An 18,430-nucleotide genomic window follows, 5' to 3' on the forward strand; every position below is an offset into this window, starting at 1 on the left:
ATTCTGCCGCGGTCGCTGGAGGAGAGCCGGGGCTTTGCCTTGACTGGGGCCAAGATCCTCTTTAGACTCTTGTACCCCTAAATTTGGCAGGACTTACGTCCTGTCATCTTGCTTTTCTTGTAAGACAATAGCGTCGCAAGACAACAGTGGAGCTAGTAGATGGCAACTATCAACCAGCTGGTACGTCAGCCGCGTAAGCGTATCGTCGAGAAATCCGACGTGCCTGCGCTGCAGAACTGCCCGCAACGTCGTGGCGTATGCACTCGTGTGTACACCACCACGCCAAAAAAACCTAACTCGGCACTGCGTAAAGTATGCCGTGTGCGCCTGACCAACGGTTTCGAGGTTTCCTCGTACATCGGTGGTGAAGGTCACAACCTGCAAGAGCACAGCGTGGTCCTGATTCGTGGCGGTCGTGTAAAAGACTTGCCAGGTGTTCGTTATCACACCGTTCGCGGTTCTTTGGATACTTCCGGCGTCAAGGGTCGTAACCAGGGTCGTTCGAAGTACGGTACCAAGAAGCCTAAGTAGTACTCGGCTTCCTGTGACAAAAATGCAGATTTCTATTTTTCTGAGTCGATAAGAGTAAGGTCGGGCGCATCCTCGATGGATGGTGGTCCCGAGCTAACCTGAAGACCGTTTGAGGGCTTATCCATGCCAAGAAGACGCGTAGCAGCCAAGCGCGAAGTGCTTGACGATCCAAAATACGGAAGCCAAATTCTGGCCAAGTTCATGAACCACGTTATGGAAAGCGGCAAGAAAGCCGTTGCCGAACGTATCGTTTATGGCGCGCTGGAAAAGGTTAAAGAACGCAAGAACTCCGATCCCCTGGAAATCTTCGAAAAAGCACTCGACGCCATCGCTCCGCTGGTCGAAGTGAAGTCGCGCCGCGTAGGCGGTGCTACTTATCAGGTCCCGGTCGAAGTTCGTCCGTCCCGTCGTAATGCGCTGGCAATGCGCTGGCTGGTAGACTTCGCGCGCAAGCGTGGCGAGAAGTCTATGGCTCTGCGTTTGGCTGGCGAACTGTTGGACGCCGCCGAAGGCAAAGGTGCTGCAGTTAAGAAGCGTGAAGACGTGCACCGTATGGCTGAAGCCAACAAAGCTTTCTCGCACTACCGCTTTTAATTTCAGCGTCACTAATTTTGCGAGGGCTTTATGGCTCGTACTACTCCGATTAACCGCTACCGTAACATTGGTATCGTCGCTCACGTGGATGCTGGTAAAACCACCACCACCGAGCGCGTCCTTTTTTACACTGGCGTAAATCACAAGATGGGCGAGGTGCATGATGGCGCCGCGACCATGGACTGGATGGTGCAGGAGCAGGAGCGGGGTATTACCATTACCTCCGCTGCTACGACTGCATTCTGGGCTGGCTCTGACAAGCAGTTCGACCGTCATCGCTTCAACATCATCGACACCCCGGGTCACGTGGACTTCACCATTGAAGTAGAGCGCTCCCTGCGCGTGCTCGATGGCGCGGTCGTTGTGTTCTGCGGTACCTCGGGTGTTGAGCCGCAGTCGGAAACCGTATGGCGTCAAGCCAACAAATACGGCGTTCCGCGTCTTGTTTATGTCAACAAGATGGACCGTGCCGGTGCAAACTTCCTGCGCGTGATCGGTCAGATCAAACAGCGTCTGGGTCACACTCCGGTGCCTATCCAGCTGGCTATCGGCGCAGAAGACAATTTCCAGGGTCAGATCGATTTGATCTCCATGGAAGCGGTTTACTGGGACGATGCTGACAAAGGTATGGTTGCCCGTCGCGAAGCGATTCCAGCAGATATGCAGGAATTGGCTGAAGAGTGGCGCAGCAACATGGTTGAAGCTGCCGCTGAAGCCAACGAAGAGCTGATGAACAAGTACCTCGAAGGTGAAGAACTCACCATCGAAGAAATCAAGTCTGCTCTGCGTCAACGTACCATCGCTGGCGAAATCGTTCTGGCTGTTTGCGGTTCGTCGTTCAAGAACAAGGGCGTTCCCCTGGTTCTCGATGCGGTCATCGAATACCTGCCTGCTCCTGTGGACATTCCAGCCATCAAGGGTTCCGACCCGGATGACGAAGAAGTCGCAATGGAGCGTCATGCAGATGACAGCGAACCCTTCTCGGCTTTGGCTTTCAAAATCGCTACCGACCCATTCGTGGGTACTCTGACTTTTGCGCGCGTTTACTCGGGCGTATTGAGTTCAGGTGATGGCGTTTTGAACTCTGTAAAAGGTAAAAAAGAGCGCGTTGGTCGTATGGTGCAAATGCACGCGAACACACGTGAAGAGATCAAAGAAGTACGCGCTGGCGACATCGCGGCTTTGATCGGCATGAAGGACGTCACCACTGGCGACACTTTGTGCTCTCTTGACAAGCCAATCATTCTTGTTCGTATGGACTTCCCGGAGCCGGTTATTTCGGTTGCCGTTGAGCCCAAGACCAAGGATGACCAGGAAAAAATGGGTATTGCTCTGGGCAAACTTGCTCAGGAAGACCCGTCTTTCCGCGTCAAAACTGATGAAGAGACTGGTCAAACGATCATCTCTGGCATGGGCGAATTGCACCTGGACATCCTGGTTGACCGGATGCGCCGTGAGTTCAACGTCGAAGCCAACATCGGTAAGCCACAGGTTTCCTATCGTGAGAAAATCACGAAGGCTTGTGAGATCGAAGGCAAGTTCGTGCGCCAATCCGGCGGTCGTGGCCAGTTTGGCCATTGCTGGATTCGTTTTGCCCCTGCTGACGAAGGTCAGGAAGGTCTGCAATTCGTGAACGAAGTGGTAGGTGGTGTGGTTCCTAAGGAATACATCCCGGCCATCCAGAAGGGTATCGAAGAGCAGATGAAGAACGGTGTTGTTGCCGGCTATCCGCTTATCGGCCTGAAGGCTACGGTTTTCGATGGTTCTTACCACGACGTCGACTCCAACGAGATGGCGTTTAAGGTGGCAGCCTCTATGGCGACCAAGCAACTCGCCTCCAAAGGTGGCGGTGTTGTTCTTGAGCCGATCATGAAGGTTGAAGTTGTTACACCTGAGGACTACATGGGTGACGTGATGGGTGACCTGAACCGTCGTCGTGGTCTGATCCAGGGTATGGAAGATACGGTTTCCGGCAAGGTTATCCGCGCCGAAGTTCCGTTGGGTGAGATGTTCGGTTATGCGACCGACGTCCGTTCCATGTCTCAGGGTCGCGCGAGCTACTCTATGGAATTCTCCAAATACTCCGAAGCTCCGTCGAATGTCGTCGAAGCTATCGTTAAAAAACAAGGCTGATTCAGCCCCCTTTAGGCTAGGAGTTCACTGTCGTGGCTAAAGAAAAATTTGATCGTTCACTACCGCACGTCAACGTTGGCACCATTGGTCACGTTGACCACGGTAAAACCACTCTGACTGCTGCTCTGACTCGCGTCTGCTCCGAGGTTTTCGGTTCGGCCATTGTTGCTTTCGACAAAATCGACAGCGCTCCGGAAGAAAAGGCTCGTGGTATCACCATCAACACTGCGCACGTTGAATACAACTCGCTGATCCGTCACTACGCTCACGTTGACTGCCCAGGTCACGCTGACTATGTGAAGAACATGATCACCGGTGCTGCTCAGATGGACGGCGCTATCCTGGTTTGTTCGGCCGCTGATGGTCCGATGCCACAAACCCGTGAGCACATCCTGCTGTCCCGTCAGGTTGGCGTTCCGTACATCGTTGTCTTCCTGAACAAGGCTGACATGGTTGACGACGCTGAGCTGCTGGAACTGGTTGAGATGGAAGTGCGCGATCTGCTGAGCACTTACGACTTCCCGGGCGACGACACTCCGATCATCATCGGTTCCGCTCTGATGGCTCTGAACGGCCAAGACGACAACGAAATGGGCACCACTGCCGTTCGTAAGCTGGTTGAGACTCTGGATAGCTACATTCCAGATCCAGTTCGTGTTATCGACAAGCCGTTCCTGATGCCAATCGAAGACGTGTTCTCGATCTCCGGTCGCGGTACTGTTGTAACTGGCCGTATCGAGCGCGGTATCGTCAAGGTTCAGGATCCACTGGAAATCGTTGGTCTGCGTGACACTACCGTCACCACCTGCACCGGTGTTGAAATGTTCCGTAAGCTGCTCGACGAAGGTCGTGCAGGCGAGAACTGCGGCGTTCTGCTGCGTGGTACCAAGCGTGACGACGTTGAGCGTGGCCAGGTTCTGGTTAAGCCAGGTTCGGTTAAGCCGCACACCACGTTCGAAGCTGAAGTATACGTTCTGAGCAAAGAAGAAGGCGGTCGTCACACTCCGTTCTTCAAAGGCTACCGTCCACAGTTCTACTTCCGGACCACTGACGTGACCGGTAACTGCGAACTGCCGGAAGGCGTTGAAATGGTAATGCCAGGCGACAACGTTAAAATGGTTGTCACCCTGATCAAAACCATCGCGATGGAAGATGGTCTGCGTTTCGCTATTCGTGAAGGCGGTCGTACCGTCGGCGCTGGCGTCGTAGCCAAGATCATTGCGTAAGCAGTGATTCAAAAAGAGCCCCCGCTTGCGGGGGCTTTTTTATTGGGTTGACACCCTGTCAGCTCGTCTATAGAATTGCGCCTCCTTTTAACGGGCGTATTGCGCTCGGTGGGAACAGCAATCTGGAGTCTGAAATCCAATGCAAAATCAGCAAATCCGTATCAGGTTGAAGGCTTTTGACCATCGCCTGATCGACCAATCCACCCAGGAAATCGTGGAAACCGCGAAACGTACTGGTGCACAAGTGCGTGGTCCGATTCCACTTCCTACCCGTAAAGAACGGTTCACTGTTCTGGTTTCTCCGCACGTCAACAAAGACGCGCGCGACCAGTATGAGATCCGTACTCACAAGCGCGTTCTGGACATCGTCCAGCCGACGGATAAAACCGTTGACGCTCTTATGAAGCTTGATCTTGCGGCCGGTGTGGAAGTTCAGATCAGCCTCGGCTAAGACTCGGGTCTTAGTCGTGTAACGCTCTGAAATGGGCGGCCATAGCGGGTGAAAGCCCCGTACACTCATGAGGTTTACAACATGACTATTGGTGTAGTCGGTCGTAAATGCGGTATGACCCGTATTTTCACCGAAGAAGGTGTCTCCATTCCGGTTACGGTCATTGAGATCGAGCCGAATCGCGTCACTCAGTTCAAAACCGAAGAAAGCGATGGCTATCGTGCAGTGCAGGTTACTGTCGGTGAGCGTCGTGCTTCGCGTGTTACAGCTGCTCAGGCTGGTCACTTCGCGAAAGCGAACGTTGCCGCTGGTCGCACCGTAATGGAATTCCGCCTTGAAGAAGGCGAGTACCAAGCGGGCGATCTGATCAACGCCGAAATCTTCGCCGCTGGTCAACTGGTTGATGTAACCGGTCAGTCCAAAGGTAAAGGCTTTCAGGGCACGATCAAGCGCTGGAACTTCCGCGGGCAAGATAATACCCACGGTAACTCCGTGTCCCACCGCGTCCCAGGCTCTATCGGCCAGTGCCAGACTCCTGGTCGTGTATTCAAGGGCAAAAAAATGTCCGGTCATATGGGCGCTGAGCGCGTGACCGTGCAGTCCCTGGAAGTAGTGCGCGTGGACGCTGAACGCAATCTTTTGTTGGTCAAGGGTGCTGTTCCTGGCGCTACTGGCGGCAATCTGGTTGTACGTCCAGCAGCCAAGGCTCGCGGTTAAGGGGAAGCTGACATGCAATTAAATGTAAATGACGCTCAAGCAATCGAAGTTTCCGAACTGACATTTGGCGGCGAATTCAACGAGACGCTGGTTCACCAGGCAGTCGTGGCCTACATGGCTGGCGGTCGTCAGGGTAGCAAGCAGCAAAAGACCCGTTCCGACGTTTCTGGTGGCGGTAAGCGCCCATGGCGTCAGAAGGGTACTGGCCGTGCTCGTGCCGGTACTATCCGTAGCCCAATCTGGCGTGGCGGCGGTACCACTTTCGCAGCACGTCCACAGGACCATTCTCAGAAGCTCAACAAGAAGATGTATCGCGCAGCACTGCGCTCCATCCTTGCTGAACTGGTTCGTACTGATCGTCTGGTTGTGGTTCAGGACTTCGCTGTTGAAGCACCGAAAACCAAAGATTTGCTGAACAAGCTGACCGGCATGGGTCTGACTGATGTCTTGATCGTGTCCGATGCTGTTGACCAGAATCTGTACCTGGCTGCTCGTAACCTGCCGCACGTAGATGTGCGTGATGTTCAGGGTTCCGATCCAGTTAGTCTGATCGCATACGACAAAGTGTTGATCACTGTGTCGGCCGTGAAGAAATTCGAGGAGCTGCTGGGATGAACCAGGAACGCGTATTTAAAGTTCTACTTGGCCCGCACGTTTCCGAAAAGGCCACGGTTCTGGCTGACAAGAAAGGCCAGTTCGTTTTCAAGGTTGCAACTGATGCAACCAAGCTGGAAATCAAGAAGGCCGTCGAAAGCCTGTTCAGCGTGAAAGTTGAGCGTGTTACTACCCTGAATGTTCTGGGTAAGAGCAAGCGCACTGCTCGCGGTCTGGGCAAGCGTAATGACTGGAAGAAGGCGGTTATCTCCCTTCAGCCAGGCCAAGATCTCGATTTCAGCAGCAGTGCTGAGTAAGGAAGGGGTGCATCATGGCAATCGTTAAATGCAAACCGACTTCCCCTGGCCGCCGTTTTGTGGTCAAGGTGGTCAACCAGGAGCTGCATAAAGGCGCTCCTCACGCACCGCTGCTCGAGAAGAAATCGAAGACTGGTGGTCGTAACAACAATGGCCGTATTACTACCCGTCATATCGGTGGTGGTCATAAGCAGCATTATCGTTTGGTCGACTTCCGTCGCAACGACAAAGATGGCATCTCTGCCACTGTCGAGCGTATTGAATACGATCCAAACCGTACCGCTCACATCGCCCTGCTGCTTTACGCAGATGGCGAGCGTCGCTACATCATCGCCCCTAAAGGCGTTAGTGCTGGTGACCAGCTGATCGCAGGTGCCTTGGCGCCGATCAAGCCAGGTAACGCTCTTCAGCTGCGTAACATTCCAGTTGGTAGCACCGTTCATGGCATCGAACTGAAGCCAGGTAAAGGCGCTCAGATCGCTCGCTCTGCTGGTGCTTCGGCTCAGCTGATCGCTCGTGAGGGTGTGTACGTTACTCTGCGTCTTCGCTCCGGTGAGATGCGCAAAGTGCTGTCGGAATGCCGTGCAACGCTGGGCGAAGTCTCGAACTCCGAGCATAGCCTGCGTTCCCTGGGTAAAGCTGGTGCCAAACGCTGGCGTGGCGTTCGCCCAACCGTTCGTGGTGTTGCCATGAACCCGGTTGACCACCCACATGGTGGTGGTGAAGGTCGTACCTCTGGTGGTCGTCATCCGGTATCGCCGTGGGGCTTCCCGACTAAGGGCGCGAAGACTCGTGGTAATAAGCGTACCGACAAAATGATCGTCCGTCGTCGCAAGTAAATAGAGGGATACGACAGTGCCACGTTCTCTGAAAAAAGGTCCTTTTATTGATCTTCACCTACTGAAGAAGATCGAAGTGGCGGCGGAAAAGAATGATCGCAAGCCGGTGAAAACCTGGTCGCGTCGTTCGATGATCCTGCCACAAATGGTCGGTTTGACCATTGCAGTGCATAACGGTCGCCTTCATGTCCCAGTTCTCGTGAGCGAAGACATGGTCGGCCATAAACTAGGCGAGTTTGCCGGTACCCGCACATATCGTGGGCACGTGGCAGACAAGAAAGCCAAGCGTTAAGGGGTAAGGAACGATGGAAGTAGCCGCTAAGTTGTCGGGCGCTCGAATCTCCGCCCAGAAAGCCCGCTTGGTCGCCGACCAGATCCGCGGGAAGAAGGTGGGCGAAGCGCTCAACCTGTTGGCTTTCAGTAACAAGAAAGCTGCCGAGATCCTGAAGAAAGTGCTGGAGTCGGCCGTAGCCAACGCCGAGCACAACGAAGGCGCAGACGTTGATGACCTTAAGGTCGCCACTGTTTTCGTCAACGAAGGGCGTTCGCTGAAGCGCATCATGCCACGTGCCAAAGGCCGTGCTGATCGCATCGTCAAGCGGTCTTGCCATATCACTGTCAAGGTTGCTGACAAGTAACGGAGTCGAAGAGATGGGTCAGAAAGTACATCCCATTGGCATTCGCCTGGGAATCGTCAAGGAGCACACCTCCGTCTGGTACGCAGACGGTCGGACTTATGCGGACTATTTGTTCGCTGATCTGAAAGTGCGTGAGTACCTCCAAGACAAATTAAAAAGCGCGTCCGTCAGCCGTATCGATATCCATCGTCCGGCTCAGACAGCACGTATCACCATCCACACCGCTCGTCCAGGTATCGTTATCGGGAAGAAAGGTGAAGATGTTGAGAAACTGCGTCAGGACCTGACCAAGCAAATGGGTGTGCCTGTGCACATCAATATCGAAGAGATCCGTAAGCCGGAGCTCGACGGTATGCTGGTTGCGCAGAGCGTAGCTCAGCAGCTGGAGCGCCGCGTAATGTTCCGTCGTGCTATGAAGCGCGCTGTTCAGAACGCCATGCGCATTGGTGCCAAAGGCATCAAAATCCAAGTGAGCGGTCGTCTCGGCGGTGCTGAAATCGCACGTACTGAATGGTATCGCGAAGGGCGTGTGCCACTGCACACCCTGCGTGCCGACATCGACTATGCCAACTACGAAGCTCACACCACTTATGGTGTGATCGGTGTAAAGGTTTGGATCTTCAAAGGCGAAGTAATTGGTGGTCGCCAAGAAGAACTGAAACCACAAGCACCTGCGCCTCGTAAAAAAGCTGCTAAGTAAGGGGTACGCCAAATGTTGCAACCAAAGCGTACGAAGTTCCGCAAGCAGATGACTGGCCACAACCGTGGCTTGGCACTGCGCGGTAGCAAAGTCAGCTTCGGCGAATATGCGCTGAAGTCTGTTGCTCGTGGTCGTCTCACTGCTCGTCAGATTGAGTCAGCGCGTCGTGCACTGACCCGTCACGTTAAGCGTGGCGGTAAAATCTGGATCCGTGTATTCCCGGACAAGCCTGTCACCAAAAAGCCCCTCGAAGTTCGTATGGGTAAAGGTAAGGGTAACGTGGAGTACTGGGTTGCCCAGATTCAGCCAGGCAAAGTCCTGTATGAAATCGAGGGTGTTACTGAAGAGCTGGCGCGTGAGGCTTTCGCCCTGGCTGCTGCAAAGCTGCCACTCGCCACCTCCTTTGTTAAGCGGACGGTGATGTGATGAAAGCGAATGAACTTCGTGAAAAATCAGCACAGCAGCTGAACGAGCAACTGCTCGGCCTGCTGCGCGACCAGTTCAATCTGCGTATGCAGAAGGCAACTGGCCAGTTGGGGCAGTCTCACCTGCTCTCGCAAGTTAAGCGCGACATCGCTCGCGTGAAGACTGTGCTCAACCAGCAGGCAGGTAAGTGATCATGGCTGAAGCTGAGAAAAATGTCCGTACGCTGACTGGCCGTGTTGTCAGCGACAAGATGGACAAAACCATCACCGTTCTGATCGAGCGTCGCGTTAAGCACCCGATCTACGGTAAATACGTTAAGCGTTCGACTAAGCTGCACGCGCACGACGAAACCAACCAGTGCCACATCGGCGACAAAGTCACTATTCGTGAAACTCGTCCGGTGGCCAAGACCAAGTCTTGGGCATTGGTTGATATTCTCGAACGCGCTGTGGAAGTCTAAGGACTAGGGGTCGGAGAAATTATATGATTCAGACTCAATCCATGCTCGATGTGGCCGATAACAGCGGCGCACGCCGCGTTATGTGCATCAAGGTGCTGGGTGGCTCCCATCGTCGTTACGCTGGTATCGGTGACATCATCAAAGTGACCGTCAAGGAAGCAATTCCGCGCGGTAAGGTGAAAAAAGGCCAAGTGATGACTGCTGTTGTAGTCCGCACTCGCCACGGTGTTCGTCGTGCTGACGGCTCCATCATCCGCTTTGACGGCAACGCTGCTGTTCTTCTGAACAACAAGCAAGAGCCGATTGGCACCCGTATCTTTGGGCCAGTGACCCGTGAACTTCGTACTGAGAAGTTCATGAAGATCGTCTCGCTCGCCCCAGAAGTGCTGTAAGGAGATCCGACATGCAAAAGATTCGTCGTGACGACGAGATCATCGTGATCGCCGGCAAAGACAAAGGTAAGCGCGGTAAGGTGCTCAAGGTTCTTGCTGATGACCGTCTGGTCATTGGTGGGATCAACCTGGTGAAGCGCCATACCAAGCCTAACCCGATGTCGGGCGTACAAGGCGGTATCGTCGAGAAAGAAGCGCCAATGCACGCTTCTAACGTCGCCATTTTCAACGGCGCAACCAACAAGGCTGATCGCGTTGGTTTCAAAGTTGAAGACGGCAAGAAAATTCGTGTCTTCAAGTCGACCCAAAAAGCGGTTGATGCTTGAACACTGCTAGGTAGAAGACCATGGCACGACTAAAAGAGATTTACCGGAAGGAAATCGCTCCGAAACTTAAGGAAGAACTTAAGCTTTCGAACGTGATGGAAGTTCCGCGCGTTACCAAGATCACCCTGAACATGGGCCTGGGCGAAGCGATCGGTGACAAAAAAGTCATCGAGCACGCTGTAGCTGACTTGGAAAAAATCACCGGTCAGAAAGTCGTTGTGACTTACGCCCGCAAATCCATCGCTGGCTTCAAAGTCCGCGAAGGATGGCCGATTGGCGTCAAGGTCACTCTGCGTCGCGATCGTATGTATGAGTTCCTGGATCGTCTGCTGTCGATCTCCCTGCCTCGGGTTCGCGACTTCCGCGGCCTGAATGCCAAGTCCTTCGATGGTCGTGGTAACTACAGCATGGGCGTAAAAGAGCAGATCATTTTCCCGGAAATCGATTACGACAAGATCGATGCTCTGCGCGGTCTGGACATTACTCTGACCACCACTGCTCGGACGGATGAAGAAGGTCGCGCATTGCTGCGTGCTTTCAAATTCCCGTTCCGCAACTGATTGGAGTAGGAAAATGGCCAAGAAGAGCATGAAGAATCGTGAGCTGAAGCGTCAGCTCACCGTTGCCAAGTACGCCAAGAAGCGTGCTGAGCTTAAAGCAATCATCGTTGATCTGAACGCAAGTCCAGAAGCGCGTTGGGAAGCTACCGTAGCTCTGCAGAAGCAGCCACGTGACGCAAGCGCTTCGCGCATGCGTAACCGCTGCCGCATCACTGGTCGTCCGCACGGCGTTTACCGCAAGTTCGGCCTTGGCCGTAACAAGCTGCGTGAAGCTGCAATGCGTGGTGACGTTCCAGGTCTGGTCAAAGCCAGCTGGTAAGTCGTCTTTCTCGCTGAGTTCCGCCCGGGCGCATACGCGTTTGGTCGGAACGAAGCCTGAATTTGAATCAAGCCCCTATTGGGGCTTGATTCATTTCTGGGGTGCGACTAGAATTGCCGGCTCGCCTGAGCCCGTGTTTTTCATTTGCCCGGAGTTTCTCGGCGATAAGCTGTAGCCGTAAGGCTAATTATTTTGTATTAGGAGCGTCTAGCCCATGAGTATGCAGGACCCGTTAGCGGACATGCTAACTCGTATCCGTAATGCCCAGATGGCTGAAAAGCCCGTCGTAAGCATGCCGTCTTCCACGTTGAAGGTAGCTGTAGCCAAAGTCCTGAAAGACGAAGGTTACATTGCGGGTTATCAGATCAGCAGCGAATCCAAGCCGCTGTTGTCCATCGAGCTGAAATACTTCGAAGGCCGTCCAGTCATCGAAGAAGTGAAGCGCGTCAGCCGTCCAGGCTTGCGTCAGTACAAGTCCGTCGATGATCTGCCGAAAGTTCGTGGCGGTCTCGGTGTGTCTATCGTCTCCACCAACAAAGGTGTGATGACGGATCGTGCTGCGCGCGCTGCCGGTGTCGGCGGCGAAGTGCTTTGCACAGTGTTCTAAGGGGGGATAAGCATGTCACGCGTAGCTAAGAACCCCGTTAAGTTGCCATCAGGCGTCGAAGTTAAACTCGTCGGCCAGCAGCTTTCGGTGAAGGGTGCCAAGGGCACTCTAGATCTGAACATCCATTCGTCCGTTGAGATTGTTGAAGAAGCTGGTGAGCTGCGTTTCGCTGCTCGCAATGGCGATCAGCAAACTCGCGCAATGGCCGGCACCACTCGTGCACTGGTTAACAACATGGTCCAGGGCGTAAGCCAAGGCTTCGAGCGTAAGCTCCAGCTGGTCGGTGTTGGTTATAAAGCGCAAGCAAAAGGCACAGTGCTGAACCTGGCTCTTGGCTTCTCGCACCCAGTGGATTACGAACTGCCGGAAGGCATCACCGCTGAGACTCCCAACCAGACCGATATCGTTATTCGCGGTATCGACAAGCAGTTGGTTGGTCAAGTGGCCGCTGAGATCCGCGACTTCCGCCGTCCTGAGCCGTACAAAGGCAAAGGTGTGCGTTACGCAGACGAAGTCGTCCGCCGTAAAGAAGCCAAGAAGAAGTAGGGCATAGCAAATGACCGACAAGAAAGTTACCCGACTGCGTCGCGCTCGGAAAGCACGCCTGAAAATGCACGAGCTAGAAGTCGTGCGTCTCTGCGTGTACCGCTCTTCGCAGCACATTTATGCCCAGGTCATTTCGGCCGACGGCAGCAAAGTCCTGGCAAGCGCCTCGACTTTGGACAAAGAACTGCGTGATGGTGCCACCGGCAACATCGACGCGGCCACTAAGGTTGGCCAGCTGGTCGCTGAGCGTGCGAAAGCCGCCGGTGTATCGCAAGTGGCTTTTGACCGTTCTGGCTTCAAGTACCACGGCCGCGTCAAGGCGCTGGCTGATGCTGCTCGTGAAGGCGGGCTGGAGTTCTAAGTTATGTCAAATAACGACCAAAAACGCGACGAAGGCTACATCGAGAAGCTGGTTCAAGTTAACCGCGTTGCCAAGACTGTAAAAGGCGGCCGTATCTTCACTTTCACCGCGTTGACCGTGGTGGGTGATGGTAAAGGGCGTGTTGGCTTTGGCCGTGGCAAGTCACGTGAAGTGCCTGCTGCGATCCAAAAGGCGATGGAAGCTGCTCGCCGCAACATGATCCAGGTTGATCTGAATGGCACTACCCTGCAGTACGCAATGAAGTCCGCTCACGGCGCTTCGAAGGTGTACATGCAGCCTGCCTCTGAAGGTACCGGTATCATCGCTGGCGGCGCTATGCGCGCAGTGTTGGAAGTTGCTGGCGTTCAGAACGTATTGGCCAAGTGCTATGGCTCTACTAACCCTGTAAACGTGGTTCACGCCACATTTAAAGGTTTGAAAGCTATGCAATCTCCAGAATCTATTGCTGCCAAGCGCGGCAAAAGTGTCAAGGAGATCTTCTGATCATGGCTACCGTTAAAGTAACGCTGATCAAAAGCATGACCGGTCGCATTCCTAACCACAAATTGTGTGTGAAGGGTCTGGGTCTGCGTCGCATCGGTCACACTGTAGAAGTGCTGGATACTCCCGAGAATCGCGGGATGATCAACAAGGCTTACTACATGCTGCGAGTCGAGGGTTAATCGATGAAACTCAATGATCTGAGTCCAGCGCCGGGTTCCCGTCGCGAAAAGCATCGTCCGGGCCGTGGTATCGGTAGTGGTTTGGGCAAGACCGGTGGCCGTGGCCACAAAGGTCAGTCCTCCCGCTCCGGTGGCACCATTGCTCCGGGCTTTGAAGGCGGCCAACAGCCGTTGCATCGTCGTCTGCCAAAATTCGGCTTCGTTTCCCTGAAGGCCATGGACCGCGCAGAAGTGCGTCTGTCCGAGCTGGCTAAAGTGGAAGGCGACGTTGTAACTGTGCAGTCCCTGAAGGATGCCAACGTGATCAACCAAAACGTACAACGTGTGAAAATCATGTTGTCCGGTGAGGTTACTCGCGCTGTCACCATCAAAGGTATCGCAGCCACCAAAGGTGCGCGTGCGGCTATCGAAGCAGCTGGCGGCAAGTTCGAGGAATAAATGGCTAAGCAAGGTGCTCTCTCAGCGCTCGGCAAAGGCGGTATGTCTGAACTCTGGGCTCGTCTGCGTTTTCTGTTCCTGGCGATTATCGTCTACCGAATAGGCGCACACATCCCGGTACCAGGTATCAACCCTGACCGACTCGCAGACCTGTTTCGACAGAATGAGGGGACCATTCTTAGCTTGTTCAACATGTTTTCCGGTGGCGCGCTGGAACGGATGAGCATCTTTGCATTGGGGATCATGCCGTACATTTCGGCATCGATCATCATGCAGCTGATGACCGCCGTCAGCCCGCAACTGGAGCAGTTGAAGAAGGAAGGTGAGGCTGGTCGTCGTAAGATCAGCCAATACACCCGCTATGGCACCGTGGTCCTGGCTCTGGTTCAAGCTATCGGCATGTCCGTTGGCCTGGCTAGCCAGGGCGTCGCGTTTTCTGCAGATATCGGCTTCCATTTTGTGGCTGTCACCACTTTTGTGGCGGGAGCGATGTTCATGATGTGGTTGGGTGAGCAGATTACCGAGCGCGGTGTCGGTAACGGTATCTCGATGCTGATTTTCGCAGGTATCGTCGCCGGTCTTCCGAGAGCTATCGGGCAGTCTTTCGAGGCTGCTCGTCAGGGTGATATCAACATTTTCGCTCTGGTTGCGATCGGGTTGCTGGCAGTAGCGATCATCGGGTTTGTGGTCTTTATTGAGCGTGGTCAGCGTCGTATTGCTGTCCATTACGCCAAGCGTCAGCAGGGCCGAAAGGTCTTCGCTGCGCAGACAAGCCACTTGCCGTTGAAAGTGAACATGGCTGGCGTTATTCCGGCCATCTTCGCGAGCAGCATTTTGCTGTTCCCGGCTTCGTTGGGTTCCTGGTTTGGTCAGTCTGAAGGTATGGGCTGGTTGCAGGACATCTCGCAGTCGATCGCTCCTGGTCAGCCGTTGAATATTCTGCTGTTTAGTGCAGGGATTATTTTCTTCTGCTTCTTCTATACGGCGTTGATGTTCAATCCGAAAGACGTAGCGGAAAACCTGAAGAAGTCCGGTGCCTTTATTCCGGGTATTCGTCCAGGCGAGCAGTCTGCGCGCTATATTGATGGCGTTTTGACTCGCTTGACCATGTTCGGTGCTCTATATATGACGGCCGTCTGCCTGCTTCCACAGTTTTTGGTGGTTGCAGCAAACGTACCGTTCTACCTTGGCGGGACCTCGTTGCTGATCGTGGTAGTGGTTGTGATGGACTTCATGTCGCAAGTACAATCGCACCTCGTTTCGCACCAGTATGAATCCCTGATGAAGAAAGCCAACCTGAAGGGCTACGGCAGCGGCATGCTGCGCTGAAGCACCCATAAGGTTCGAGGAGTTGGTGATGAAAGTTCGTGCATCGGTGAAAAAGCTGTGCCGTAACTGCAAGATTATTCGCCGCGAAGGTGTTGTTCGAGTAATTTGCAGCGCGGAACCACGTCACAAACAGCGCCAAGGCTGAGTGTGATCTGCTAAAGCCCAGCAGCTAGTGCGCTGCTGGGTTGATTATTTGTTATTACAGCGATATTATCTCGCGCCCTATTTCTTGGCTTCCGGGGCGTAGGTAGCTGTCAATTGGAGTCCCACTGAATGGCCCGTATTGCAGGCGTTAACATTCCAGATAACAAGCATACTGTTATCTCGTTGACCTACATCTATGGTGTTGGTCGCACCACTGCACAGAAAATTTGTGCAACCACTGGGGTCAACCCGGCGGTAAAGATCAAAGATCTGAGCGACGAGCAGATTGAACAGCTGCGTGGCGAAGTGGCGAAGTTCACCACTGAAGGTGACCTGCGTCGCGAAATCAACATGAAAATCAAGCGCTTGATGGATTTGGGCTGCTACCGCGGTCTGCGCCATCGTCGTGGTCTTCCAGTGCGCGGTCAGCGTACCAAGACTAACGCGCGTACTCGCAAAGGTCCGCGTAAGCCGATCCGCAAGTAATCGCACCAGCGCAACGACAGGAATTTAGTCATGGCAAAACCTGCTGCTCGTCCTCGTAAAAAAGTTAAAAAGACGGTGGTTGATGGCATCGCCCACATCCACGCTTCTTTTAACAACACAATCGTCACCATCACCGACCGTCAAGGTAACGCTCTTTCTTGGGCTACCTCCGGTGGTTCGGGTTTCCGCGGTTCACGTAAGTCCACCCCGTTCGCTGCTCAAGTAGCTGCTGAACGTGCTGGTCAAGCTGCGCTGGAATATGGTCTGAAGAACCTCGACGTTAACGTCAAGGGTCCAGGTCCAGGTCGTGAGTCTGCTGTCCGTGCTTTGAACGGCTGTGGCTATAAGATCGCCAGCATCACCGACGTGACGCCAATCCCGCACAACGGGTGCCGTCCGCCGAAGAAGCGCCGCGTGTAATCCAGGAGACTGTAAGAAATGGCTCGTTACATTGGTCCAAAATGCAAACTTGCTCGTCGTGAAGGCACCGATCTCTTTTTGAAGAGCGGCGTTCGCGCTATCGAATCCAAGTGCAACATCGAAGCAGCTCCAGGCATCCACGGCCAACGCCGCGGTCGTCAGTCCGATTACGGCACACAGCTGCGTGAGAAACAGAAAGTACGTCGCATCTATGGCGTTCTCGAACGTCAGTTCAGCGGTTACTACAAAGAAGCTGCCGGCAAGAAAGGCGCTACTGGTGAGAACCTGCTGCAACTGCTCGAATGCCGTCTGGATAACGTCGTATACCGCATGGGCTTCGGCTCGACGCGTGCTGAATCCCGTCAACTGGTTTCGCACAAGTCGGTCAGCGTCAACGGCAAAACCGTTAACGTTCCTTCGTACCAGGTTCGTGCTGGTGACGTGGTTGCTATCCGCGAGAAGGCTAAGAATCAACTGCGCATTGTCCAGGCTCTCGATCTGTGTGCCCAACGTGGCCGCGTAGAATGGGTAGAAGTAGACACTGAGAAAAAGTCGGGCGTCTTCAAAAGCGTTCCTGCTCGTAGTGATCTGTCCGCCGACATCAACGAAAGCCTGATTGTCGAGCTCTACTCCAAGTAAGGGCTAGAAAATAGGTGCATCCATGCAGATTTCGGTAAATGAGTTCCTGACACCCCGCCATATTGATGTGCAGGTTGTCAGTCCAACCCGCGCTAAAATCACACTCGAGCCTCTCGAGCGTGGTTTTGGCCATACCCTGGGCAACGCGCTGCGCCGCATCCTGTTGTCCTCCATGCCCGGCTGTGCAGTAGTCGAGGCCGAGATTGACGGTGTACTCCATGAGTACAGCGCCATCGAAGGTGTACAGGAAGATGTCATTGAAATCCTGTTGAACCTTAAAGGTCTGGCTATCAAGCTGCACGGTCGAGACGAAGTTACGCTGACCTTGTCGAAGAAGGGTTCGGGGGTGGTTACCGCTGCCGATATTCAGCTGGATCATGATGTCGAGATCGTTAATCCCGATCACGTAATCGCTAACCTGGCGTCTAACGGCGCCTTGAACATGAAGCTCACCGTAGCTCGTGGTCGTGGTTATGAACCGGCAGACTCGCGTCAGAGCGATGAAGACGAAAGCCGCAGCATTGGTCGCTTGCAGCTTGACTCTTCGTTCAGCCCGGTTCGCCGTATCGCATACGTGGTGGAAAACGCCCGTGTCGAGCAGCGTACTAACCTGGACAAGCTGGTTATTGATCTGGAAACCAACGGTACTCTGGATCCTGAAGAGGCTATTCGCCGTGCTGCAACCATTCTGCAACAGCAGTTGGCTGCGTTCGTCGACCTCAAAGGTGACAGCGAACCAGTGGTAATCGAACAGGAAGACGAGATCGATCCGATCCTGCTCCGTCCGGTTGACGATCTGGAACTGACTGTACGTTCGGCCAACTGCCTCAAGGCGGAGAACATTTACTACATCGGCGATCTGATTCAGCGCACCGAAGTAGAACTGTTGAAGACTCCAAACCTTGGCAAGAAATCCTTGACTGAGATCAAGGACGTCCTGGCCTCCCGTGGTCTGTCCCTCGGCATGCGCCTCGACAACTGGCCACCGGCAAGTCTTAAGAAGGACGACAAGGCGACAGCCTGATCGTCGTAATCACCGAACGTTGTGTTTGGTAAGGAATGAACCATGCGTCATCGTAAAAGTGGTCGTCACCTGAGCCGGACTAGCTCCCACCGTAAGGCCATGTTTCAAAACATGGCGGTGTCGCTGTTCGAGCACGAGCTGATCAAAACTACATTGCCTAAAGCTAAAGAACTGCGCCGCGTTGCTGAGCCGCTGATCACTTTGGCTAAAACAGACAGTCTGGCTAACCGCCGCCTGGCTTTCGACCGTACTCGTTCGAAAGCAATCGTTGGTAAGCTGTTCAACGACCTGGGCAAGCGCTATGCAACCCGTGAGGGTGGCTACCTGCGCATCCTCAAGTGCGGTTTCCGCACTGGCGACAACGCGCCTATGGCGTATGTCGAGCTGGTTGATCGTCCAGTTGGCGGTGAAGCTGTATCCGCTGAGTAAGACGTCAGTCTGAACAAATAACCGGGCCTTGTGCCCGGTTTTTTGTGCCTGTAAGAAAAGCACGGTTCGTACAAGCTTGCCTGTCGGGCTCTCTGCATGAT

General features: G+C 54.0%; 32 protein-coding genes. All 32 read left to right on the forward strand.

All coding sequences use genetic code 11. The features are described 5' to 3' along the window. Positions 1-159: 159 nt before the first annotated feature. Entirely contained in the window at positions 160-531 is a 372-nt protein-coding gene (gene rpsL / locus ACP7B0_RS20960; protein WP_002555494.1) for a 30S ribosomal protein S12, read from the forward strand. A 123-nt stretch (positions 532-654) separates the two neighbouring features. Continuing rightward, positions 655-1,125, forward strand: a complete 471-nt coding sequence (gene rpsG, locus ACP7B0_RS20965; RefSeq protein WP_002555493.1) for a 30S ribosomal protein S7 — start codon at positions 655-657, stop codon at positions 1,123-1,125. Positions 1,126-1,155: 30 nt separating this feature from the next. Continuing rightward, positions 1,156-3,258 (forward strand): elongation factor G, encoded by a 2,103-nt coding sequence (fusA, locus tag ACP7B0_RS20970; protein ID WP_426143573.1) that lies wholly within the window; start codon positions 1,156-1,158, stop codon positions 3,256-3,258. Positions 3,259-3,290: 32 nt separating this feature from the next. Further along, the gene (gene tuf / locus ACP7B0_RS20975; RefSeq protein WP_426143575.1) at positions 3,291-4,484 is read left to right on the forward strand and encodes an elongation factor Tu; all 1,194 of its coding nucleotides are present in this window, start codon (positions 3,291-3,293) and stop codon (positions 4,482-4,484) included. Between the two features lie 139 nt (positions 4,485-4,623). Then, positions 4,624-4,935 (forward strand): 30S ribosomal protein S10, encoded by a 312-nt coding sequence (rpsJ, locus tag ACP7B0_RS20980; protein WP_003186070.1) that lies wholly within the window; start codon positions 4,624-4,626, stop codon positions 4,933-4,935. Positions 4,936-5,016: 81 nt separating this feature from the next. Further along, complete coding sequence (rplC, locus tag ACP7B0_RS20985; protein ID WP_123720594.1) at positions 5,017-5,652, forward strand: 50S ribosomal protein L3; 636 nt, start codon at positions 5,017-5,019, stop codon at positions 5,650-5,652. A 12-nt stretch (positions 5,653-5,664) separates the two neighbouring features. Beyond that, a complete protein-coding gene (rplD, locus tag ACP7B0_RS20990; RefSeq protein WP_231653214.1) occupies positions 5,665-6,267 on the forward strand; it encodes a 50S ribosomal protein L4 in 603 nt (200 codons plus the stop codon). Further along, complete coding sequence (rplW, locus tag ACP7B0_RS20995; protein ID WP_002555488.1) at positions 6,264-6,563, forward strand: 50S ribosomal protein L23; 300 nt, start codon at positions 6,264-6,266, stop codon at positions 6,561-6,563. The genes rplD and rplW overlap by 4 nt, the downstream gene beginning before the upstream one ends. Before the next feature lie 14 nt (positions 6,564-6,577). Continuing rightward, the gene (gene rplB, locus ACP7B0_RS21000) at positions 6,578-7,402 is read left to right on the forward strand and encodes a 50S ribosomal protein L2 (RefSeq protein ID WP_020290704.1); all 825 of its coding nucleotides are present in this window, start codon (positions 6,578-6,580) and stop codon (positions 7,400-7,402) included. A 16-nt stretch (positions 7,403-7,418) separates the two neighbouring features. Then, positions 7,419-7,694 (forward strand): 30S ribosomal protein S19, encoded by a 276-nt coding sequence (gene rpsS, locus ACP7B0_RS21005; RefSeq protein WP_426143576.1) that lies wholly within the window; start codon positions 7,419-7,421, stop codon positions 7,692-7,694. Between the two features lie 13 nt (positions 7,695-7,707). Further along, positions 7,708-8,040, forward strand: a complete 333-nt coding sequence (gene rplV / locus ACP7B0_RS21010) for a 50S ribosomal protein L22 (RefSeq protein WP_020290703.1) — start codon at positions 7,708-7,710, stop codon at positions 8,038-8,040. A gap of 13 nt (positions 8,041-8,053) precedes the next feature. Next, entirely contained in the window at positions 8,054-8,740 is a 687-nt protein-coding gene (gene rpsC, locus ACP7B0_RS21015) for a 30S ribosomal protein S3 (protein WP_003176422.1), read from the forward strand. 12 nt (positions 8,741-8,752) lie between these two features. Further along, positions 8,753-9,166 carry a 50S ribosomal protein L16 gene (gene rplP, locus ACP7B0_RS21020; protein ID WP_003444372.1) on the forward strand — a complete coding sequence of 138 codons (414 nt, stop codon included), beginning with the start codon at positions 8,753-8,755 and terminating at the stop codon, positions 9,164-9,166. Next, positions 9,166-9,357 carry a 50S ribosomal protein L29 gene (rpmC, locus tag ACP7B0_RS21025; RefSeq protein WP_002555481.1) on the forward strand — a complete coding sequence of 64 codons (192 nt, stop codon included), beginning with the start codon at positions 9,166-9,168 and terminating at the stop codon, positions 9,355-9,357. Before rplP ends, rpmC begins: the two co-directional genes overlap by 1 nt. 2 nt (positions 9,358-9,359) lie before the next feature. Further along, positions 9,360-9,626 (forward strand): 30S ribosomal protein S17, encoded by a 267-nt coding sequence (gene rpsQ, locus ACP7B0_RS21030; protein WP_020290702.1) that lies wholly within the window; start codon positions 9,360-9,362, stop codon positions 9,624-9,626. A gap of 23 nt (positions 9,627-9,649) precedes the next feature. Further along, entirely contained in the window at positions 9,650-10,018 is a 369-nt protein-coding gene (gene rplN, locus ACP7B0_RS21035; protein WP_002555479.1) for a 50S ribosomal protein L14, read from the forward strand. Positions 10,019-10,029: 11 nt separating this feature from the next. Beyond that, positions 10,030-10,344, forward strand: a complete 315-nt coding sequence (gene rplX, locus ACP7B0_RS21040) for a 50S ribosomal protein L24 (protein WP_020290701.1) — start codon at positions 10,030-10,032, stop codon at positions 10,342-10,344. 20 nt (positions 10,345-10,364) lie between these two features. Next, a complete protein-coding gene (rplE, locus tag ACP7B0_RS21045; protein WP_065833639.1) occupies positions 10,365-10,904 on the forward strand; it encodes a 50S ribosomal protein L5 in 540 nt (179 codons plus the stop codon). Between the two features lie 13 nt (positions 10,905-10,917). Next, complete coding sequence (rpsN, locus tag ACP7B0_RS21050) at positions 10,918-11,223, forward strand: 30S ribosomal protein S14 (protein WP_004883679.1); 306 nt, start codon at positions 10,918-10,920, stop codon at positions 11,221-11,223. A 214-nt stretch (positions 11,224-11,437) separates the two neighbouring features. Further along, positions 11,438-11,830: a 30S ribosomal protein S8 gene (gene rpsH / locus ACP7B0_RS21055; protein ID WP_426143578.1), complete on the forward strand. Its 393-nt coding sequence runs from the start codon at positions 11,438-11,440 to the stop codon at positions 11,828-11,830. 12 nt (positions 11,831-11,842) lie between these two features. Further along, positions 11,843-12,376, forward strand: coding sequence for a 50S ribosomal protein L6 (rplF, locus tag ACP7B0_RS21060; RefSeq protein WP_081569208.1), 534 nt, complete (start codon positions 11,843-11,845; stop codon positions 12,374-12,376). A 10-nt stretch (positions 12,377-12,386) separates the two neighbouring features. Beyond that, the gene (gene rplR, locus ACP7B0_RS21065; protein WP_020290696.1) at positions 12,387-12,737 is read left to right on the forward strand and encodes a 50S ribosomal protein L18; all 351 of its coding nucleotides are present in this window, start codon (positions 12,387-12,389) and stop codon (positions 12,735-12,737) included. 3 nt (positions 12,738-12,740) lie between these two features. Continuing rightward, complete coding sequence (gene rpsE / locus ACP7B0_RS21070; RefSeq protein ID WP_003186035.1) at positions 12,741-13,241, forward strand: 30S ribosomal protein S5; 501 nt, start codon at positions 12,741-12,743, stop codon at positions 13,239-13,241. Between the two features lie 2 nt (positions 13,242-13,243). Beyond that, on the forward strand, positions 13,244-13,420 hold the full coding sequence (gene rpmD, locus ACP7B0_RS21075; RefSeq protein WP_003186033.1) for a 50S ribosomal protein L30: 177 nt from the start codon (positions 13,244-13,246) through the stop codon (positions 13,418-13,420). 3 nt (positions 13,421-13,423) lie between these two features. Beyond that, a complete protein-coding gene (rplO, locus tag ACP7B0_RS21080) occupies positions 13,424-13,858 on the forward strand; it encodes a 50S ribosomal protein L15 (RefSeq protein ID WP_020290695.1) in 435 nt (144 codons plus the stop codon). Then, positions 13,859-15,187 carry a preprotein translocase subunit SecY gene (secY, locus tag ACP7B0_RS21085; protein WP_426143581.1) on the forward strand — a complete coding sequence of 443 codons (1,329 nt, stop codon included), beginning with the start codon at positions 13,859-13,861 and terminating at the stop codon, positions 15,185-15,187. A gap of 28 nt (positions 15,188-15,215) precedes the next feature. Further along, positions 15,216-15,332, forward strand: coding sequence for a 50S ribosomal protein L36 (rpmJ, locus tag ACP7B0_RS21090; RefSeq protein WP_002555468.1), 117 nt, complete (start codon positions 15,216-15,218; stop codon positions 15,330-15,332). Positions 15,333-15,460: 128 nt separating this feature from the next. Next, a complete protein-coding gene (rpsM, locus tag ACP7B0_RS21095) occupies positions 15,461-15,817 on the forward strand; it encodes a 30S ribosomal protein S13 (RefSeq protein ID WP_002555467.1) in 357 nt (118 codons plus the stop codon). A gap of 30 nt (positions 15,818-15,847) precedes the next feature. After that, entirely contained in the window at positions 15,848-16,237 is a 390-nt protein-coding gene (gene rpsK / locus ACP7B0_RS21100) for a 30S ribosomal protein S11 (RefSeq protein WP_002555466.1), read from the forward strand. Between the two features lie 18 nt (positions 16,238-16,255). Next, on the forward strand, positions 16,256-16,876 hold the full coding sequence (rpsD, locus tag ACP7B0_RS21105) for a 30S ribosomal protein S4 (protein WP_037017742.1): 621 nt from the start codon (positions 16,256-16,258) through the stop codon (positions 16,874-16,876). Between the two features lie 22 nt (positions 16,877-16,898). Then, complete coding sequence (locus ACP7B0_RS21110) at positions 16,899-17,900, forward strand: DNA-directed RNA polymerase subunit alpha (protein WP_003176403.1); 1,002 nt, start codon at positions 16,899-16,901, stop codon at positions 17,898-17,900. A gap of 42 nt (positions 17,901-17,942) precedes the next feature. After that, entirely contained in the window at positions 17,943-18,329 is a 387-nt protein-coding gene (gene rplQ, locus ACP7B0_RS21115; RefSeq protein WP_007896790.1) for a 50S ribosomal protein L17, read from the forward strand. Positions 18,330-18,430 lie beyond the last annotated feature (101 nt).

Source organism: Pseudomonas sp. DWP3-1-2 (assembly GCF_049896285.1).
Taxonomy (GTDB): domain Bacteria; phylum Pseudomonadota; class Gammaproteobacteria; order Pseudomonadales; family Pseudomonadaceae; genus Aquipseudomonas.

What these genes read in the sequence shown, in the direction of transcription:
- ACP7B0_RS21110 (WP_003176403.1), top strand. Translation starts at nt 16,899, where the DNA reads ATGCAGATTTCGGTAAATGAGTTCCTGACACCCCGCCATATTGATGTG.
- rpmD (WP_003186033.1), top strand. Translation starts at nt 13,244, where the DNA reads ATGGCTACCGTTAAAGTAACGCTGATCAAAAGCATGACCGGTCGCATT.
- rpmJ (WP_002555468.1), top strand. Translation starts at nt 15,216, where the DNA reads ATGAAAGTTCGTGCATCGGTGAAAAAGCTGTGCCGTAACTGCAAGATT.
- rpmC (WP_002555481.1), top strand. Translation starts at nt 9,166, where the DNA reads ATGAAAGCGAATGAACTTCGTGAAAAATCAGCACAGCAGCTGAACGAG.
- rpsJ (WP_003186070.1), top strand. Translation starts at nt 4,624, where the DNA reads ATGCAAAATCAGCAAATCCGTATCAGGTTGAAGGCTTTTGACCATCGC.
- rplV (WP_020290703.1), top strand. Translation starts at nt 7,708, where the DNA reads ATGGAAGTAGCCGCTAAGTTGTCGGGCGCTCGAATCTCCGCCCAGAAA.
- rpsQ (WP_020290702.1), top strand. Translation starts at nt 9,360, where the DNA reads ATGGCTGAAGCTGAGAAAAATGTCCGTACGCTGACTGGCCGTGTTGTC.
- secY (WP_426143581.1), top strand. Translation starts at nt 13,859, where the DNA reads ATGGCTAAGCAAGGTGCTCTCTCAGCGCTCGGCAAAGGCGGTATGTCT.
- rplE (WP_065833639.1), top strand. Translation starts at nt 10,365, where the DNA reads ATGGCACGACTAAAAGAGATTTACCGGAAGGAAATCGCTCCGAAACTT.
- rplX (WP_020290701.1), top strand. Translation starts at nt 10,030, where the DNA reads ATGCAAAAGATTCGTCGTGACGACGAGATCATCGTGATCGCCGGCAAA.
- rpsC (WP_003176422.1), top strand. Translation starts at nt 8,054, where the DNA reads ATGGGTCAGAAAGTACATCCCATTGGCATTCGCCTGGGAATCGTCAAG.
- rpsE (WP_003186035.1), top strand. Translation starts at nt 12,741, where the DNA reads ATGTCAAATAACGACCAAAAACGCGACGAAGGCTACATCGAGAAGCTG.
- rplB (WP_020290704.1), top strand. Translation starts at nt 6,578, where the DNA reads ATGGCAATCGTTAAATGCAAACCGACTTCCCCTGGCCGCCGTTTTGTG.
- rplC (WP_123720594.1), top strand. Translation starts at nt 5,017, where the DNA reads ATGACTATTGGTGTAGTCGGTCGTAAATGCGGTATGACCCGTATTTTC.
- rpsD (WP_037017742.1), top strand. Translation starts at nt 16,256, where the DNA reads ATGGCTCGTTACATTGGTCCAAAATGCAAACTTGCTCGTCGTGAAGGC.
- rplW (WP_002555488.1), top strand. Translation starts at nt 6,264, where the DNA reads ATGAACCAGGAACGCGTATTTAAAGTTCTACTTGGCCCGCACGTTTCC.
- rplP (WP_003444372.1), top strand. Translation starts at nt 8,753, where the DNA reads ATGTTGCAACCAAAGCGTACGAAGTTCCGCAAGCAGATGACTGGCCAC.
- fusA (WP_426143573.1), top strand. Translation starts at nt 1,156, where the DNA reads ATGGCTCGTACTACTCCGATTAACCGCTACCGTAACATTGGTATCGTC.
- rplD (WP_231653214.1), top strand. Translation starts at nt 5,665, where the DNA reads ATGCAATTAAATGTAAATGACGCTCAAGCAATCGAAGTTTCCGAACTG.
- rplR (WP_020290696.1), top strand. Translation starts at nt 12,387, where the DNA reads ATGACCGACAAGAAAGTTACCCGACTGCGTCGCGCTCGGAAAGCACGC.
- rpsN (WP_004883679.1), top strand. Translation starts at nt 10,918, where the DNA reads ATGGCCAAGAAGAGCATGAAGAATCGTGAGCTGAAGCGTCAGCTCACC.
- rpsK (WP_002555466.1), top strand. Translation starts at nt 15,848, where the DNA reads ATGGCAAAACCTGCTGCTCGTCCTCGTAAAAAAGTTAAAAAGACGGTG.
- rplN (WP_002555479.1), top strand. Translation starts at nt 9,650, where the DNA reads ATGATTCAGACTCAATCCATGCTCGATGTGGCCGATAACAGCGGCGCA.
- rplQ (WP_007896790.1), top strand. Translation starts at nt 17,943, where the DNA reads ATGCGTCATCGTAAAAGTGGTCGTCACCTGAGCCGGACTAGCTCCCAC.
- rpsM (WP_002555467.1), top strand. Translation starts at nt 15,461, where the DNA reads ATGGCCCGTATTGCAGGCGTTAACATTCCAGATAACAAGCATACTGTT.
- rpsL (WP_002555494.1), top strand. Translation starts at nt 160, where the DNA reads ATGGCAACTATCAACCAGCTGGTACGTCAGCCGCGTAAGCGTATCGTC.
- rpsH (WP_426143578.1), top strand. Translation starts at nt 11,438, where the DNA reads ATGAGTATGCAGGACCCGTTAGCGGACATGCTAACTCGTATCCGTAAT.
- rpsG (WP_002555493.1), top strand. Translation starts at nt 655, where the DNA reads ATGCCAAGAAGACGCGTAGCAGCCAAGCGCGAAGTGCTTGACGATCCA.
- rplO (WP_020290695.1), top strand. Translation starts at nt 13,424, where the DNA reads ATGAAACTCAATGATCTGAGTCCAGCGCCGGGTTCCCGTCGCGAAAAG.
- rplF (WP_081569208.1), top strand. Translation starts at nt 11,843, where the DNA reads ATGTCACGCGTAGCTAAGAACCCCGTTAAGTTGCCATCAGGCGTCGAA.